The organism is Zoogloea oleivorans, from assembly GCF_008107625.1.
In the GTDB taxonomy this organism is placed as follows: domain Bacteria; phylum Pseudomonadota; class Gammaproteobacteria; order Burkholderiales; family Rhodocyclaceae; genus Zoogloea; species Zoogloea oleivorans.
In genome coordinates, this window is record NZ_SDKK01000001.1 from 1,686 (window position 1) to 18,335 (window position 16,650).

The window sequence follows — 16,650 nt, forward strand, 5'->3', positions numbered from 1 at the left end:
CGAGCCCGCGCCGTCGGACTGAAGTCCGACCCACAAAACCCACCCCGTCCCCGTGGGTCGGACTTCAGTCCGACTCCCCCCGCCGAACCTGCGCTGTCGGACTGAAGTCCGACCCACACAACGCGCACCGATCCACAAAATGAAAAGGGGCTGCCAGATGGCAGCCCCTTGTGCTGTTCAAGCTTCAAGCTTCAAACAACAATTTCCTGCTTTTCCTTCTTCACTTGCATGAACTGCTCGCGGGATACGCCGAGCCACATGACGAGCGGGCTGGCGACCAGCACGGAGGAGTAGATGCCGAAGCAGATGCCGATGGTCAGGGCCAGGGAGAAGTAGTACAGGGTTTCGCCGCCGAACAGCAGCATCGACAGCACCATGATCTGGGTGGAGCCGTGGGTGATGATGGTGCGGCTGATGGTGCTGGTGATGGCATGGTCGAGCACCTGGGGGGTGGTCAGGCCGCGCTTTTTCTTGAAGGTTTCACGGACGCGGTCGAAGACCACTACCGATTCGTTCACCGAGTAGCCGAGCACGGCGAGGGTGGCGGCCAGTACGGGCAGCGAGAATTCCCACTGGAACAGGGCGAAGAAGCCCAGGATGATGATCACGTCGTGCAGGTTGGCGATGATGGCCGACACGGCAAAGCGCCATTCGAAGCGCATCGCCAGGTACAGCACGATGCCGCCGATGACCAGCAGCAGGGCCATGGCGCCGTCGGAGGCGAGTTCCTTGCCGACTTGCGGGCCGACAAATTCGACGCGGCGCATTTCGGGCTTGGGGCCTTCCAGGGCGTTGAGGCTGGCCATGACTTTTTCGCTGACTTTGCCGGTTTCCATGCCTTCCCGGTTGGGCAGGCGGATGAGCACGTCGCGGGCGCTGCCGAAGTTCTGCACCTGGGCGTCCTGGTAGCCTTCCTTGCCGAGGCTGTCGCGAATCTTTTCGAGCTGCGGGGCTTCGGTGTAGCTGACTTCCATCAGCGTGCCGCCGGTAAATTCGACGCTGAAATGCAGCCCCTTGGTGGCAAGGAAGAACACCGCCAGCAGGAAGGTGACCAACGAGATGACGTTGAACACCAGCGCATGCTTCATGAACGGGATGTCTTTGCGGATTCGGAAAAATTCCATGGCAGTGACTGTTCAAATAAGAGTGGATATCTGTGGGTCGGGAGGCCTTGGTGGGTCGGACTTCAGTCCGACATCCCACGTTCAGCCCGCGTTGTCGGACTGAAGTCCGACCCACGGGGAGTGGTATCAGTTGGCGTCGGCTTTCCAGATCTGCCCGATGGCCAGTTTTTCGAGCTTGCGCTTCCTGCCGTAGATCAGGTTGACGAGGCCGCGCGAGACGAGGATGGCGCTGAACATGGAGGTGAGGATGCCGAGGCAATGCACCACCGCGAAACCGCGCACAGGGCCGGAGCCGAAGACGAGCAGGGCGACACCGGCGATCAGGGTGGTGACGTTGGAGTCGAGAATGGTGTCGAAGGCCCGGTCGTAGCCGGTTGCGATGGCGGCCTGCGGGCTGGAGCCGTTGCGCAGTTCTTCGCGGATGCGCTCGTTGATGAGCACGTTGGCGTCGATGGCCATGCCGAGGGTCAGCGCGATGGCGGCGATGCCGGGCAGGGTCAGCGTGGCTTGCAGCAGCGACAGCAGGGCCACCAGCAACAGCAGGTTGGAGGCCAGTGCAATCACCGATACCAGGCCAAACAGCATGTAGTAGAGGCACATGAAGACGCCGATGGCGACGAAGCCCCACAGGGTGGAGTGGAAGCCCTTGCTGATGTTCTCGGCGCCCAGGCTCGGGCCGATGGTGCGTTCCTCGATGATTTCCATCGGTGCGGCCAGCGAGCCGGCGCGCAGCAGCAGGGCGGTGTCGGTGGCTTCTTCGGAACTCATGCGGCCGGAGATCTGCACGCGACCGCCGCCGATTTCACCGCGGATGACCGGGGCGGTAACGACTTCGCCCTTGCCCTTCTCGATGAGCAGGATGGCCATGCGCTTGTTGATGTTCTCGCGGGTCACGTCCTTGAAGATGCGCGCACCGGCGGCATCGAGGGTGAGGTGCACGGCGGCTTCCTGGGTCTGGCCGTCGAAGCCGGGCTGGGCGTCGGTGAGGCGTTCGCCGGTCAGCACGACCTGCTTCTTGACCAGCAGCGGGCGGCCGCCGCGCTCGTTGTAGAGCTCGGTGCCGGCCGGAATGGCGCCGGTCATGGCGGCTTCGAGGGCGCCGGGGGTTTCGTCCACCATGCGGATTTCGAGGGTGGCGGTGCGGCCGAGGATGTCCTTGGCCTTGGCGACGTCCTGCACGCCGGGCAGTTGCACGACGATGCGGTCGAGCCCCTGCTGCTGGATGACGGGTTCGGCCACGCCGAGTTCGTTGATCCGGTTGTGCAGGGTGGTGATGTTCTGCTTGATGGCGAATTCCTGGATGGTCTTCTGGGCCATCGGGGTCAGGGTGGCGGTGATCTTGAAGTCGGCGCCGTCCTGGCCTTCGACCAGTTGCAGGTCGTTGCTGCTGGTGCTGATGACGGCGCGGCCGCGGGCCTGGCTTTCCACGTCACGGAAGCGGATCACGACGCTCTGGCCTTCACGGCTGATGCCGGCGTGGCGTACGTTCTTGTCGCGCATGAGGGTGCGCAGATCGCCGGTGGTGGCGTCGAGGCGCTTGGTGACGGCGCCCTTCATGTCCACTTGCAGCAGGAAGTGCACCCCGCCGCGCAGGTCGAGCCCCAGGTACATGGGCAGTGCGCCGATGTTGGTGAGCCATTGCGGGCTGGCCGACAGCAGGTTGAGGGCGACCACGTAGGAGGGGTCGGTGGCATCCGGGTTGAAGGCCTTTTCGATGGCGTCCTTGGCCTTCAGCTGGGTGTCGGTGTCGCGAAAGCGCGCCCGCACACTGGTGAGGTCGGCAAACAGGCCGTCGTGCTGGATGCCGGCGGTGCTCAGGCTTTCTTCCAGGCGCCGGGTGGTGGCGGCAGCGTCGATCTTGAGGGTGGCCTTGCCGCTGGAGACCTGGACGGCCGGCACCTCCCCGTAGAAATTCGGCAGGGTGTAGATCAGTCCCCACAGCATGACGATGCCGATGAGGATATTTTTCCAGAGAGGGTAGCGGTTCATGGTCGGGCGGAAAGGAAGGGAGACAGGCGCGGCGACATTGGGACGGCCAGGGCAGAGGCGCCCCGGCCGCGAGCCGGATCAGATCGACTTGAGGGTGCCCTTCGGCAGCACGGTGCCGATGGCCTGCTTCTGGACGATGATCTGGGTGTTGGGGGAGACTTCGATGTGCACGTAGCTGTCGCTGATCTGCACAACCTTCCCGACGATGCCGCCCTGGGTCAGCACTTCGTCGTTCTTTTGCAGACCTTCGAGCAGGGCCTTGTGTTCTTTGGCACGCTTCATTTGCGGCCGGATCATCATGAAATACAGCACGACGAACACGAACACCATCGGCAGCATGCTGGTCAGGCCAGACAGCGGATCTTGCGCAGCAGCCGGGGCGGCTTGGGCAAAGGCATTGGAAATCAGCACATTAAACTCCAGAGGGCAGATGCAAAGCGGTGGATTATAGCAGCAGGAGCTTGCCGGCTTTCGACCGGGCATAGCGGCCCGTGGGTCGGACTGAAGTGTGACGCAGAGGTTCCGCGCGGGTTGTCGGACTAAAGTCCGACCCACAACATCCCCCGTGGGCCAGCCTTCAGCCCGACAAAATGCCCAAAACACCCCCTGTGGGTCGGACTTCAGCCCGACAACTCGCGCTAAAATAATGCCAATCCAATTTCCCGCTCCCCCTCCCCATGCCCTACAACGACCTCCGCAAAGGCCGTGTATCGATTCCGGGCCAGATCTACTTTCTCACCGCCGTAACCTGGGGCCGCACCCCCTGGTTTGAGGATTTTCAGCTTGGGCGGCAGGTCGCCGGGGTGTTCCACACGCTCGCCCTCGCGCACCCCGGCCTGTCCCTGGCGTGGGTCGTCATGCCGGATCATGTGCATTGGCTGGTCCAGTTGCCGGAAGGCTTGTCGCTTGATCAGTTGATGCAGCGCTTCAAGGGCCGCAGCGCCCGGGCACTCAATGCCGCCCGCGCAAGCCGTGGCCCCGTCTGGCAGCCCGGTTTCCATGATCGCGCCTTGCGCAAGGATGAAGACCTCCTCAGCGCTGCCCGCTACCTCATCGCCAACCCCCTGCGCGCCGGCTTGGTGCCGCGCATCGCCGATCATCCCCTCTGGGACGCCATCTGGATCCAGCCCCCTGTGGATCGGACTTCAGTCCGACGCGGAGGCTGAACGCGCGCTGTCGGACTGAAGTCCGACCCACAAGGGGGCTGAAAAATGGACGAAAAAAAGCGGCGTCTGCCTTTCGACAGACGCCGTCAAATCTCCACGAGGGAGAGGAGGGAGAAAAACTCGTTTGGGCCGGCCCGTCAGGGGGCTGGCGGCGGCGTTATCAGGCCGCTTTGCTCATCTGGTTGCAAAAACGCTGCCAATTGGCGGCCATTGCGGTAAACATTTGCTCGGCGGCCAGCAGGGGCAGGAGGCCCATGCGGTGCTGGCTGCGCATGAAACCTTCGACGTGCGGCGCACAGAGGGTGCTTTGCTCTTCCTTCAGCAGTTCGAGAAAGCGGGCTTCGGCGACGCCCCAGTATTCGGATGTGCCCACCCAGCCGGTGTCGGCGGTGGCTTCACGGAGGGCCTTGCGCCAGAGGGCTTCGGCGCGTTCTACGGAGACGCCCGCCTTGCGGGCGTACCACGGTAATAGTTTCGGTGCTTTCATCGCTGTTACTCCTGTATTTGGGGCATCAAACAAACGGGGCTGCTTGTCGCGACTGCTCGTACGGCAGTCTTGTGGTGCGCTGCAATATCAATAATTTCAGCGTTTTACCTTTATTAACAAAGATCCGGCAGCCCTCTGGGTGTTTGTTTGTTGCATTGCACAATGTCAGTTTAGGTACTTGCTTCGGTGACTGCAAGCGCCATTTCGTTTTGTTTCAAGTATTCCGTCACGGACTGTCGGGGCTTTGCAACACCCCTTTCGTGGGTCGGACTTCAGTCCGACAGCGCACTTTCAGACCGTGTTGTCGGACTGAAGTCCGACCCACGGGAACGGGGAGATTCCTGCCCCGGGCGGTAGAATGGCGCGCTTCGCCGCACACCGTACCGATCCATGTCCCAGCTTCTCGACAACCTCAATCCTGAACAGCTTGCCGCGGTAACGCTGCCGCCTCAGCACGCCCTGATTCTCGCCGGCGCCGGCTCCGGGAAGACCCGGGTGTTGACCACGCGGATTGCCTGGCTGATCCAGAGCGGCTTTTGCAGCCCCCAGGGCATCCTCGCGGTGACCTTTACCAACAAGGCCGCCAAAGAGATGGTGACGCGCCTGTCGGCGATGTTTCCGATCAACACGCGGGGCATGTGGATTGGTACTTTCCACGGACTGTGCAACCGCTTCCTGCGCGCCCATCACCGGGATGCCGGGTTGCCCCAGCTGTTCCAGATTCTGGATTCGGGCGATCAGCTTGCGTCGATCAAGCGTTTGTTGAAGACGCTCAATGTGGATGATGAAAAATTTCCGCCACGTGAGTTGCAGCACTTCATCAACGGCAAGAAGGAGGCGGGCTTGAGGCCTGCTGCCGTCGAGGCCTGGGATGATTTCACGAAGCGCCGGGTCGAGCTTTACGCAGAGTATGAAGCACAGTGCCAGCGTGAGGCAGTTGTGGATTTCCCTGAATTGCTGCTGCGCAGCTATGAATTGCTTCAGCGCAACGAGCCGATTCGCCGGCATTACCAGGCCCGTTTCCGCCATATCCTGGTGGATGAGTTCCAGGATACGAACGTGCTCCAGTACCGCTGGCTGAGCTTGCTGGCCGACGGCGGGCATGAAGGTGGGGCGAGCCTGTTCTGCGTGGGCGACGACGACCAGTCGATCTACGGCTTCCGGGGCGCCGAGATCGGCAACATGCGTGACTTCGAGCGTGAGTACAAGGTGAGCAGCGTGATCCGCCTGGAGCAGAATTACCGCTCCCACGGCAACATCCTGGATGCGGCCAACGCGCTGATCGCCAACAACAGCAAGCGTCTCGGCAAAAGTTTATGGACCGACCGCGGCGCCGGTGAGCCAATCCGCGTCTACGAGGCTTTCACCGACACCGACGAGGCGCGCTGGATCGTCGAGGAGATCCAGTCGCTGGTGCGGGAGGGGACGAGCCGGGCGAACATCGCGCTGCTCTACCGCTCCAACGCCCAGTCGCGCGTGCTGGAGCATCAGCTGTTTTCCAGCGGGGTGGCCTATCGGGTGTATGGCGGGCTGCGCTTCTTCGAGCGTCAGGAAGTGAAGCACGCGCTGGCTTACCTGCGCCTGATCAACAATCCGGACGACGACACGGCCTTCAACCGGGTGGTGAACTTCCCGACCCGCGGCATCGGCGCCCGTTCAATTGAAGCCCTGGTGGACGCGTCGCGGGTTTTCAATACGCCGCTGTACCAGACGGTGCCGCACCTGTCGGGCAAGCCGGGCACGGCGCTGGCCCAGTTCGTGATGCTGATCGAGCGCCTGCGCAAGGAGACGGCGAGTCTGCCGCTCTACGAGGTGGTGGCGCATGTGATCGAGGTATCGGGTCTGCGTGCGCATTATCAGGCCGAGAAGGAAGGCCAGGAGCGTCTGGAGAACCTGGACGAACTGATCAACGCGGCGGTTAACTTCAGTACCGAAGCGGGCGCCGGCCAGTTACCGGACGAGCCGGTGGTCGAGATGAACTCGGTGCTGGCCGAGTTTCTGGCCCATGCGTCGCTGGAGGCGGGCGACCATCAGGCCGACCCGGGCATGGAGGCGGTGCAGTTGATGACCGTCCATGCGGCCAAGGGGCTGGAGTTCGACGTGGTATTTCTGTCGGGGCTGGAGGAGGGGCTGTTCCCCCATGAGAACAGCGCCCAGGCCGAGGACGGGCTGGAGGAGGAGCGGCGCCTGATGTACGTGGCGGTCACGCGCGCGCGTCATCGCCTGTATTTGTCCTTCACGCAGAGCCGCATGCTTCACGGCCAGGTTCGCTACAACCTGCGCTCGCGCTTCCTGGAGGAAATCCCCGAGGGGCTGACGAAGTGGCTGACGCCGCCGTCACCCCGGCGCAGCTTCGTGTCGGAACCGTCGGCCCGTTACTTCAGCCCGAACTCGTCGAAGCAGGCCATGCCGAGCATGCCGCCCCCTCCGCTGCTGCGCTCGCGGGATCTGGGCGGCTTGTCGATTGGCCAGAACGTGACCCACGCACGCTTCGGTGACGGCGTCATCGTCGCCGCCGAAGGCAGCGGCAACGATGCCCGCGTCCAGGTGAAGTTCGGCGCCGATGCCGGCACCAAGTGGCTGATGCTGGCCGTCGCAAAACTCACCCCAGTGAGCGGATGATCCTCCTGTGGGTCGGACTTCAGTCCGACAACACGGGTTAAGTATGCGCAGCACGGGCTGAGCGTGCGCAGTCGGACTGAAGTCCGACCCACGGGGGAAGGGCGCTATTCCCCGTGTCGCGCCGGAAATGGCTGGCCCAGCGCTTGCCGCAGGCTGATCCAGGAGTGCTGACTTTGTGGGTCGGACTTCAGTCCGACAACACGGGTTAAGTATGCGCAGCACGGGCCAGGCGTGCGCAGTCGGACTGAAGTCCGACCCACGGGGGAAGGGCGCTATTCCCCGTGTCGCGCCGGAAATGGCTGGCCCAGCGCTTGCCGCAGGCTGATCCAGGAGTGCTGACTTTGTGGGTCGGACTTCAGTCCGACAACACGGGTTAAGTATGCGCAACACGGGCCGGGCGTGTGCAGTCGGACTGAAGTCCGACCCACGGGGGAAGGGCGCTATTCCCCGTGTCGCGCCGGAAATGGCTGGCCCAGCGCTTGCCGCAGGCTGATCCAGGAGTGCTGACTTTGTGGGTCGGACTTCAGTCCGACAACACGGGTTAAGTATGCGCAACACGGGCTGAGCGTGCGCAGTCGGACTGAAGTCCGACCCACGGGGGGCTTAGCTTTTGCGCAGTTCGTCGTGCAGGGCGGAGAATTCCTGGGCGAGCTTGTGCTTGGGGTCGAGGTGGATCATCGGCTTGGCCTGTTCGTGGCTTTCGCGGATCTTGATCGAGCTGGACAGATAGGTCTTGAAGATCGGCAGGCCTTCGTCGAGGAGTTCCTGGACGAGTTTTTGCGGCAGGCTGGCGCGAGGCTGGAACTGGTTGACGACGATGCCTTCCACTTCCAGCTTGCGGTTGTGGTCGGCCTTGATCTCTTCGACGTTCTGCATCAGTGAGTACAGCGCGCGGCGTGAGAAGTCATCGCAGTCGAAGGGAATCAGGCACAACTGGGTGGCGATCAGCGCCGAGCGGGTGTAGAAGTTGAGCGCCGGCGGGGTGTCGATGAAGATGGCGTCGAAGTCGTCTTCCAGTTCATCCAGTGCGTCGCGCAGCTTGAAGATCTTGTAGCGCGACTCCAGCTTGCCCTGCAGTTCTTCCAGGTTGGGGTGCGAGGGCATGATCGACAGCCCGGGGAAGGGCGTTTCATGCACGAACTCGGCGGTCTTTTTGGGGTTGAAGTTGAAGGACAGGGTCTGGTTGAAGAAGCCGGCGAGGGTGTCGTCCACGTTGTCGGCCGCGTCGCCCATCAGGTAGTGGGTGGAGTTGCCCTGCGGGTCCAGATCCACCACCAGCGTGCGCAGGCCCTGGTGGGCACTGATCGCCGCCAGGTTGCAGGTAATGGTGGATTTGCCCACGCCGCCCTTCTGGTTGAACACCACGCGTCGCATCTTTTTTGTCCCCTGTCTTTGGTCATGCATGTCGGAATGCGCGCGATTGTGCCACGCATTGGGCTGTCATCCGTAATTGCCGAGGGTGCGCAAACGCCGTGGGTCGGGTAAACTCTTATTCAAATAACACGAAGTCTTCGTTGCCTCCTCCCGGTGGCGAAACTCCGGTCATGCGAAGCACAGGGTTAGTCGCACGGCCGTCATATAAGGCACATGCCCGTTTCCGGGTATCCAGGAAAATTTCAGGCTTCAGGCACAGACTATCGCTCTTCCCCTCGCCATCGGCCTTGCGGCTGGTTCCAGGGCGAAGTGCGTTTCAGCCGTTTTGAGAGAAGAGAGAACATGGACAAGGATTTCATCGCCGCCGCCCTCGACTATCACCGCAGCCCCACGCGCGGCAAGATTTCGGTGGTTCCGACCAAGGGTTTGACCAATCAGCGCGATCTGGCGCTGGCCTACTCGCCCGGCGTGGCTGCGGCTTGTGACGCGATTGTGGCCAATCCGGCCGACGCGCAGGAATACACCTCCCGCGGCAACCTGGTGGCCGTGATCACCAATGGCACGGCAGTGCTCGGCCTCGGCAACATCGGCCCGCTGGCGTCCAAGCCGGTCATGGAAGGCAAGGCCTGCCTGTTCAAGAAGTTCGCCAACATCGACGTCTTCGATATCGAGTTGGCCGAGAACGACCCGGACAAGCTGATCGACATGATCGCCGCCCTCGAGCCGACCCTCGGTGGCGTGAACCTCGAAGACATCAAGGCGCCCGAGTGCTTCTACATCGAGAAGAAGCTCCGCGAGCGCATGAACATTCCGGTCTTCCACGACGACCAGCACGGCACCGCCATCATCTCCGCCGCCGCCATGCTCAACGGCCTGAAGGTCGTCGGCAAGGATATCGACAAGGTCAAGGTCGTGGTGTCGGGCGCCGGCGCTGCCGCCATTGCCTGCCTCGAGCTGTGGTGCAGCCTCGGTATCAGCCGCGAGAACGTCTTCGTGTGCGATTCCAAGGGTGTGATCTACGTCGGCCGTGAAGAAAACATGGAGCCGACCAAGGCGCGTTACGCCCAGAAGACCGACTGCCGCAGCCTGGCTGATGCCATGGTTGGTGCCGACGTGTTCCTCGGCCTGTCGGCTGCCGGCGTGGTCAAGCAGGACATGGTCAAGACCATGGCCGACAAGCCGCTGATCTTCGCGCTGGCCAACCCGACGCCGGAAATCATGCCGGAGCTGGTCAAGGAAGTGCGTTCCGACGCGATCATCGCCACCGGCCGTTCGGATTATCCGAACCAGGTGAACAACGTGCTGTGCTTCCCGTTCATCTTCCGTGGCGCGCTTGACGTGGGCGCCACCAAGATCAACGAAGAAATGAAGCTGGCCTGCGTGAAGGCGATTGCCGAACTGGCCGAAGCCGAGCAGTCCGACGTGGTGGCCCAGGCCTACGGCGGCGCCGACCTGTCCTTCGGCCCGAACTACCTGATCCCGAAGCCCTTCGATCCGCGCCTGATCGTCAAGATCGCCCCGGCCGTGGCCCAGGCCGCCATCGATTCCGGCGTGGCAACCCGCCCGATCGACATGGACGCCTACGTCCAGAGCCTCAACGAGTTTGTGTACCAGTCCGGCATCATCATGAAGCCGGTGTTCACCAAGGCCAAGGCCATTCCCGAGGACAAGAAGCGCGTCCTCTACGCGGAAGGCGAGAGCGAGCGCGTGCTGCGCGCGGTGCGTGCGGTGGTTGACGAGAAGCTGGCCCGCCCGATCCTCATCGGTCGCCCGGCGGTGATCGACATGCGCATCGAGAAGTTCGGCCTCAACCTGGTGGCCGGCCGCGATTTCGATGTGGTGAACACCGAGTCCGACAGCCGTTACCGTGAGCTGTCGCATGAGTATTACCGTTTGATGGGCCGGGATGGCGTGACGCCGGACTCCGCCCGCGAGGCGATGCGCAGCGACACCACCCTGATCGGCTGCATGCTGCTGCGTCGCGGTGACGCCGATGCGCTGATCTGCGGCACCACCGGCTCCTACGACAGCCACTTCCGTCACGTGCAGAACCTCATCGGCCTGAAGCGCGGCGCCACGCTGTACGCCGCGATGAACGTGCTGCTGCTGCCCCAGCGCATCCTGGCGATCACCGACACCTACGTGAACGAGTTGCCGACGGCCGACGAAACCGCCGAGATCGCCATGATGGCGGCCGAAGAGATGAAGCGTTTCGGCATCGAGCCGAAGGTCGCCCTGCTGTCGCACTCCAACTTCGGCAGCGCCCGCAGCACGTCTTCCACGAAGATGCGCGAAGCCCGCGACATCCTGCGTCTGAAGGCGCCGGATCTGCAGTGCGATGGTGAAATGCACGGTGACTCGGCCCTGTCGACCGAGATCCGCGAGCACCTGCACCCGGATTCGACCCTCACCGGCGAAGCCAACCTGCTGGTCATGCCCAACCTCGATGCGGCCAACATCGCCTTCAACCTGCTCAAGGTTGCCAGCGGCGACGGCGTTTCCGTCGGCCCGATCCTCCTCGGACCGGCCCGCGCGGTGCACATCCTGACCCCGTCCGCCTCGGTGCGCCGGCTGGTCAACATCACCGCCCTGGCGGTGGTTGATGCGCTCGAGCAACGCGAAGAACTGCCGGTCTGATTGACCGCCTTGTCGGACTGAAGTCCGACCCACAGGGAGAGTCTGCATTCTGTGGGTCGGACTTCAGTCCGACGCTTCACCTCACACCCTCCGGTACAATCGTCGCCTGATCGATGCCCGCGAGGTGCTGCATGTCCCGTCTGATCCGCTTTGAACGTACCGGTGGCCCCGAAGTCCTGCAATGGGTCGAGGCCGAGGTGCCGGCGCCCGCTGCCGGCGAGGTGCGTCTCCGTCATCACGCGGTTGGTCTCAACTACATCGACACCTATCATCGCTCCGGGCTCTACCCGGTGCCGCTGCCTTCCGGAATCGGCCTCGAAGCGGCCGGCGTGGTCGACGCGGTGGGCGAGGGCGTGTCCGATCTGGCTCCGGGCGACCGGGTGGCCTATGCCGGTGGCCCGCTGGGCGCTTATTCCGAAATTCGCAACATTCCTGCCGACCGGCTGGTGAGGCTGCCCGACGCGCTGTCCTTCGAGCAGGGCGCGGCGATGATGCTGCAGGGCCTTACCGCCCAGTACCTGCTGCGCCGTACCTACCGCGTGCAGCCCGGCGACACCATCCTGATTCACGCCGCTGCCGGCGGTGTCGGCCTGATTGTCTGCCAGTGGGCCAAGGCCCTCGGGGCAACGGTGATCGGTACCGTGGGTTCCGACGAGAAGGCCGAGCTGGCCCGTCTGCACGGCTGTGACCACACCATTGTGTATACCCGCGAGACGGTTTCCACGCGGGTGCGTGAAATTACCGGCGGCGAAGGGGTGGCGGTGGTTTACGATTCCATCGGCAAGGACACTTTCATGGATTCCCTCGCGTGCCTGCGCCCGCTGGGCATGATGGTGACTTTTGGCAACGCCTCCGGCCCGGTGGCGCCCTTCGATCCGGGCCTGCTCGGCAAGATGGGGTCGCTGTTCCTGACCCGGCCCAGTCTGTTTGCCTATACGGCCCGCCGCGCCGACTTGCTGGCCATGGCGGCTGAGCTCTTTTCCGTGGTGGCGTCCGGCCAGGTACGCCTTTCCATCAACCAGCGCTACCCGTTGCACGACGCCGCCACGGCCCACCGTGAGCTCGAAGCGCGACGGACTACCGGTTCGACCATACTGATTCCGTGAAGATGAACGTCTCTATCCTGCGTCCGTGCCTTGTGGCCGTGGCGCTCACTCTCTCCCTCGCCGGGGCCGTTGTGGCAGCGCCGCCCGCGGCACCGCAGCCTCTTGTGCTGACGCCGGTGCAGTCGGCTTTTCTGCATGCGGAAACCCGCCGCATCGAGGAGGTTTTTGTCCATAAGGTGATGGTCATCACCGGCGCGAGCCGCGAGCAGGTGCTGCGGGCAATTCCGGCCAAGGGACGCCTGACCGACCGTCTGTCGCGCATTTACAGCTCTCTGGAGCGGGATTTGAACGTGCTGCTGAGCGATGAGCAGAAGGCGCTGGTCTTCGCCGCTGACGGCGAGCGCAAGCAGGCCCTCAAGGATTTGCCAGCCCAGGCTGCAGCGAAGTAGGCAGTCGGCGGCACGCGTGCCGACTTTTCAGAACAACTCGATATCGCTGTCCGGCTGTTCGCGGGTGGCGATTTTTCCTTCGCTGACGAGTTTCTCGTAGTGGGCCAGCTGGTTGCGCCCGCTCTCCTTGGCCATGTAGAGAGCGTCGTCGGCGCGTCCGACGATGTCGGGGATGGTGTCCTGGGCGTCGATGCAGGTGTAGCCGACGCTGACCGTGACCTGTCCGACCTGGGGGAAGCGGTAGTTTTCCACGGCCTCCCGGAAGCGTTCGAGGGCAACGGTGACTTCATCGTCGGCCATGGCCCGCAGGATGACCACGAATTCCTCGCCGCCGAAGCGGAACAGCTTGTCCTGGTGGCGAAAGCTGTCGCGCATGATGCGGGCCAGCAGAAGCAGCACTTCGTCGCCGTAAAGGTGGCCGAACTGGTCGTTGACGCGCTTGAAGTGATCTACATCGACGACCGCCAGCCAGTGGTTGCCGTCGTCCTGCTGGCGGCGCCGGAGGGGGGCGGCGGTACTGTCTGCATCGGTCGGGGCGACTGTGGCGAGGCCGGCCAGGATCTTGCCGAGGTTCTCGTCGAAGGTCTTGCGGTTGAGCATGCCGGTGAGGGTGTCCCGCTCGCTGTAGTCCAGCAGGCTCAGGTAGTTGCGGTACAGGCCCAGAAAGCCTTCGGCGGTGCCGAGGTCTTCTTCGGTGAGGGGCGCCGTACAGGTGACTTCCAGCACCCCCAGCACGCGCCGGTCTACGCTGATCGGGAAACAGTGCACGTACTCGCCGCGTTCGATGGCGTTGAACAGGACGATCTGGCTCTGCTCGACACAGGCGACCATTTCGGGGCGGGTGTGCAGTGGCACGGCCTCGCCCCCTTCGTCGAATTCCGACTGCACGTAGCGCACACCGTCCTGGCCCACGTGGGTGACCCGCGACAGGTAGTGGTCGTCGCCGTGCATGACGGCCTTGTAGAGATTGACCTCCCGGGCCTTGACCAGCTCGAACAGAGCCGAGGCAACGCCGAGCTCCAGCAGGGTGCGGTCCCGGTGCTGGGTAATGGATTCGACGTGTTTGAGGACGTGGATCATGGTGTCCCGGGTGGGGTCTGCGTAGGGCCGCATTTTAGCGCAGGGATGTTTCTTCCTGTGTCCCGTTCGCATGTCTGAACAGCATTCCTTCACGAACCGGTGCGATGTTGCGGGCGTGATGGACAAGAGGTGATGTCAGCCCCTTGCGTATAATCGGCGCCATTGCCTGTCGATGCCGCACCCCCGTCTTGAATTACGATACTTTCATTAATCTGCTGTTCTCCCGTGTCAAGCGGGCCGATGTCACCCGTGGGCTGGTTGTCGTCAATGCGGCGGTCTTCCTGCTGCTCGCGGCGGTCTCCATGAACCCGATGCAGATCCCTTCCGATCTGCTGATCCGTGCCGGCGGCAATTTCGCGCCATTGGTCCAGAAGGGGCAGGAGTGGCGTCTGCTGACGGCCCTGTTCCTGCACGGCGGGCTGCTTCATGTGGGGCTCAACATGTTTGCCCTGCATCAGGCAGGGCAGATCATCGAGCGCCTTTTCGGGCGGGCCGGTTTTGCGTTGATTTATGTGGGCGCCGGCCTCGTCGGCAATCTGGCCAGCCTGTGGTGGCGGCAGGGGCCGGTGAGTGTGGGGGCCTCGGGAGCGATCTTCGGTGTGTATGGCGCCTTGCTGGCCTACCTGCTGCTGCAGCGGGGGTCGGTGCCGGGCGAAGTGTTCCGCGAAATGCGTTCGGCAACGCTGGGTTTCATCGGCTATTCGCTGTTTGCCGGCTTTTCGTTGCCGGGTATCGACAATGCGGCTCACCTCGGCGGGCTGGCGGGCGGGCTGGTGCTGGGGGCTGCCCTTGCTGCGCCGGTGACCGCCGTTCGGCCGGTGCAGTGGCTGTCCCTGCGTACGGGCGGTGGTGTGCTGCTGGCGATGGCGCTCGGTTTTGGCTTCTGGCAGGCGACGCCGCAGGTTGCGCGGACCTTTGAAGTCGACACGGCCTACCAGCAGACACTCCAGCGGTTTTCCACCGAAGAGCAGGAGTTGCTGCGCGAGCAGGCCGCCTTGATGGAAAACCTGCGCCAGCGCCGGATCACCGATGCGGCTGCGCTCGAGATGGTGGAGCATGAGTTCATTCCCCGCTGGGATCAGCAGATCACCCAGTTGTCGTGGCGTCAGGCGCCGGAGGCGGTCGAGTGGCAGCGCGACGAACTGGTTCACTATGCGACGACCCGCCGGGACGCCTTGCACGCCCTGGCGCAGGCCTTGTCGACCCGCCAGGCGGTATGGATCGAGCGTTCCCGTTCGCTGCAGGTGCAGGCCGACAACATCCTGCTGCAAATGCGTCTGCGCAAGTCCATGGAGGCGGCCGGGCGCTAGGCTGCGGAAGGCACGGAGAGCGACGTGGATTTTTTCCAGAACATGCTGCTGATTGCGCTGCTGGTGGCCATCAGCGCCTTTTTCTCGGTGTCCGAGATTTCGGTCGCCGCTTCACGCAAGGCGCGCCTGGCGGTGCTGGCCGATGAGGGCGATGCCGCCGCCGTCCGGGTGCTGGCCCTGCAGGCGCAGCCGGGCCCTTTCTTCACGCTGGTACAGATCGGCCTCAATGCGGTGGCGATCATGGGCGGCATCGTCGGCGAGGGGGCCTTCTCGCCGTGGCTGACCGGGGTGCTGCAGCCGCTGCTGCCGGCCCGGCACCTGGATACGGTGGCCTTTGTGTTGTCCTTCACGTTGGTCACCTCGCTGTTCATCCTGTTTGCCGATTTGATGCCCAAGCGCCTCGGCATGGCGGCGCCGGAGCGCATGGCGATGGCGGTGGCCGGGCCGATGGGCTTTCTGATCCGCTGGCTGCGCCCGCTGTTGTGGCTGTACAACGAAGCGGCCAACCTGATGTTCCGCCTGCTCGGCTTGCCCACCGCCCGCAATGAAACGGTGACGCCGGACGAGATCATCGCCATGGTGGAAGCCGGCGCGCTGACCGGCGGCTTTGCCGAGCAGGAGCACGCGCTGATCGAGAACGTCTTCGGGCTGGATACGCGCAGTGCTCCGTCGGCCATGACGACCCGCGAGAGCGTGGTGTTCTTTACGCTGCAGGAGAGCGAGGAGAGCATCCGCCAGAAGATCACCACGCGGCCCTTCAACCGCTTTCCGGTGTGCGACGGGGCCATCGACACGGTGGTCGGCTACGTGGATGCGAAGGATCTGCTCAACCGGGTGCTGGCGGGGCAGTCGCTGTCGATGAAGGCCGACGCGCCGATCAACCCGCTGCTGGCCTTGCCCGACACGCTGACGCTGGGCGAGGTGCTCGAGCGCTTTCGCGAGGCGCGCGAAGACTTCGCGGTGATCATCAACGAATACGCGCTGGTGGTCGGCGTGATCACTCTCAACGACATCATCCGCGCGCTGGTCGGCGACGATGTGGAGCAGGTGGAGGAGGAGCAGATCCTGCGCCGCGACGAGCGCAGCTGGCTGGTGGATGGCGCCACCACCGCGGCCGACGTGATGCGCGTACTCGAGATCGACGACGGCAGCGGCAACGAGCACTACGAAACCATCGCCGGCTTCATGATGTATCACCTGCGCAAGATCCCCCGGCGTACCGACCGGGTGGAGTTTGGCGGCTACCGTTTTGAAGTGATGGACGTGGACAATCACCGCATCGACCAGTTGCTGGTTACCCGCCTCGACGTGCCGGACGGAGAAATCTCGGCCGATGGGTGAAACCGCCATCGGCGGGCGGTAAAAT

13 protein-coding genes are annotated in these 16,650 nt (G+C 63.5%); 7 read left to right on the plus strand and 6 right to left on the minus strand.

What is annotated here, in order from left to right:
* Positions 1–191 precede the first annotated feature (191 nt).
* The 3 genes from secF to yajC form a co-directional block, all read right to left on the minus strand.
* A complete protein-coding gene (gene secF, locus ETQ85_RS00010) occupies positions 192–1,124 on the minus strand; it encodes a protein translocase subunit SecF (RefSeq protein ID WP_148577082.1) in 933 nt (310 codons plus the stop codon).
* Positions 1,125–1,250: 126 nt separating this feature from the next.
* On the minus strand, positions 1,251–3,113 hold the full coding sequence (gene secD / locus ETQ85_RS00015) for a protein translocase subunit SecD (protein ID WP_148577083.1): 1,863 nt from the start codon (positions 3,111–3,113) through the stop codon (positions 1,251–1,253).
* Between the two features lie 78 nt (positions 3,114–3,191).
* Positions 3,192–3,524 carry a preprotein translocase subunit YajC gene (gene yajC / locus ETQ85_RS00020; protein ID WP_148577084.1) on the minus strand — a complete coding sequence of 111 codons (333 nt, stop codon included), beginning with the start codon at positions 3,522–3,524 and terminating at the stop codon, positions 3,192–3,194.
* A gap of 266 nt (positions 3,525–3,790) precedes the next feature.
* On the opposite strand from yajC, the gene ETQ85_RS00025 reads away from it, so the two are divergent.
* A complete protein-coding gene (locus ETQ85_RS00025) occupies positions 3,791–4,279 on the plus strand; it encodes an REP-associated tyrosine transposase (RefSeq protein ID WP_148577085.1) in 489 nt (162 codons plus the stop codon).
* Positions 4,280–4,439: 160 nt separating this feature from the next.
* On the opposite strand, the gene ETQ85_RS00030 is transcribed toward ETQ85_RS00025, so the two are convergent.
* Positions 4,440–4,766: a hypothetical protein gene (locus ETQ85_RS00030; protein WP_148577086.1), complete on the minus strand. Its 327-nt coding sequence runs from the start codon at positions 4,764–4,766 to the stop codon at positions 4,440–4,442.
* Between the two features lie 390 nt (positions 4,767–5,156).
* Here ETQ85_RS00030 and ETQ85_RS00035 point away from each other — a divergent pair, with 390 nt between their 5' ends.
* Positions 5,157–7,388 (plus strand): UvrD-helicase domain-containing protein, encoded by a 2,232-nt coding sequence (locus ETQ85_RS00035; RefSeq protein WP_148577087.1) that lies wholly within the window; start codon positions 5,157–5,159, stop codon positions 7,386–7,388.
* A 603-nt stretch (positions 7,389–7,991) separates the two neighbouring features.
* On the opposite strand, the gene ETQ85_RS00040 is transcribed toward ETQ85_RS00035, so the two are convergent.
* On the minus strand, positions 7,992–8,762 hold the full coding sequence (locus tag ETQ85_RS00040) for a ParA family protein (protein WP_148577088.1): 771 nt from the start codon (positions 8,760–8,762) through the stop codon (positions 7,992–7,994).
* A 342-nt stretch (positions 8,763–9,104) separates the two neighbouring features.
* Between ETQ85_RS00040 and ETQ85_RS00045 the strand changes: the two genes are divergently transcribed.
* The 3 genes from ETQ85_RS00045 to ETQ85_RS00055 all read left to right on the plus strand — a co-directional run bounded on the left by ETQ85_RS00045 (position 9,105) and on the right by ETQ85_RS00055 (position 12,894).
* Positions 9,105–11,399: an NADP-dependent malic enzyme gene (locus ETQ85_RS00045; protein ID WP_148577089.1), complete on the plus strand. Its 2,295-nt coding sequence runs from the start codon at positions 9,105–9,107 to the stop codon at positions 11,397–11,399.
* A 131-nt stretch (positions 11,400–11,530) separates the two neighbouring features.
* Positions 11,531–12,505 carry a quinone oxidoreductase family protein gene (locus ETQ85_RS00050; protein ID WP_148577090.1) on the plus strand — a complete coding sequence of 325 codons (975 nt, stop codon included), beginning with the start codon at positions 11,531–11,533 and terminating at the stop codon, positions 12,503–12,505.
* A gap of 2 nt (positions 12,506–12,507) precedes the next feature.
* Complete coding sequence (locus tag ETQ85_RS00055) at positions 12,508–12,894, plus strand: hypothetical protein (protein ID WP_148577091.1); 387 nt, start codon at positions 12,508–12,510, stop codon at positions 12,892–12,894.
* A gap of 27 nt (positions 12,895–12,921) precedes the next feature.
* Here the strand turns inward: ETQ85_RS00055 and ETQ85_RS00060 are convergent, their stop codons facing one another.
* On the minus strand, positions 12,922–13,974 hold the full coding sequence (locus tag ETQ85_RS00060; protein WP_187394520.1) for a GGDEF domain-containing protein: 1,053 nt from the start codon (positions 13,972–13,974) through the stop codon (positions 12,922–12,924).
* A 188-nt stretch (positions 13,975–14,162) separates the two neighbouring features.
* On the opposite strand from ETQ85_RS00060, the gene ETQ85_RS00065 reads away from it, so the two are divergent.
* Both ETQ85_RS00065 and paeA read left to right on the plus strand, forming a co-directional pair.
* Complete coding sequence (locus ETQ85_RS00065; protein WP_148577093.1) at positions 14,163–15,284, plus strand: rhomboid family intramembrane serine protease; 1,122 nt, start codon at positions 14,163–14,165, stop codon at positions 15,282–15,284.
* Between the two features lie 24 nt (positions 15,285–15,308).
* Positions 15,309–16,625 carry a polyamine export protein PaeA gene (gene paeA, locus ETQ85_RS00070; RefSeq protein ID WP_342781941.1) on the plus strand — a complete coding sequence of 439 codons (1,317 nt, stop codon included), beginning with the start codon at positions 15,309–15,311 and terminating at the stop codon, positions 16,623–16,625.
* Positions 16,626–16,650 lie beyond the last annotated feature (25 nt).

Bases quoted from the DNA above. Each gene is read 5' to 3' on its own strand.
- secF (WP_148577082.1), bottom strand. From the start codon at position 1,124: ATGGAATTTTTCCGAATCCGCAAAGACATCCCGTTCATGAAGCATGCG.
- secD (WP_148577083.1), bottom strand. From the start codon at position 3,113: ATGAACCGCTACCCTCTCTGGAAAAATATCCTCATCGGCATCGTCATG.
- ETQ85_RS00025 (WP_148577085.1), top strand. From the start codon at position 3,791: ATGCCCTACAACGACCTCCGCAAAGGCCGTGTATCGATTCCGGGCCAG.
- ETQ85_RS00030 (WP_148577086.1), bottom strand. From the start codon at position 4,766: ATGAAAGCACCGAAACTATTACCGTGGTACGCCCGCAAGGCGGGCGTC.
- ETQ85_RS00035 (WP_148577087.1), top strand. From the start codon at position 5,157: ATGTCCCAGCTTCTCGACAACCTCAATCCTGAACAGCTTGCCGCGGTA.
- ETQ85_RS00040 (WP_148577088.1), bottom strand. From the start codon at position 8,762: ATGCGACGCGTGGTGTTCAACCAGAAGGGCGGCGTGGGCAAATCCACC.
- ETQ85_RS00045 (WP_148577089.1), top strand. From the start codon at position 9,105: ATGGACAAGGATTTCATCGCCGCCGCCCTCGACTATCACCGCAGCCCC.
- ETQ85_RS00050 (WP_148577090.1), top strand. From the start codon at position 11,531: ATGTCCCGTCTGATCCGCTTTGAACGTACCGGTGGCCCCGAAGTCCTG.
- ETQ85_RS00055 (WP_148577091.1), top strand. From the start codon at position 12,508: ATGAACGTCTCTATCCTGCGTCCGTGCCTTGTGGCCGTGGCGCTCACT.
- ETQ85_RS00060 (WP_187394520.1), bottom strand. From the start codon at position 13,974: ATGATCCACGTCCTCAAACACGTCGAATCCATTACCCAGCACCGGGAC.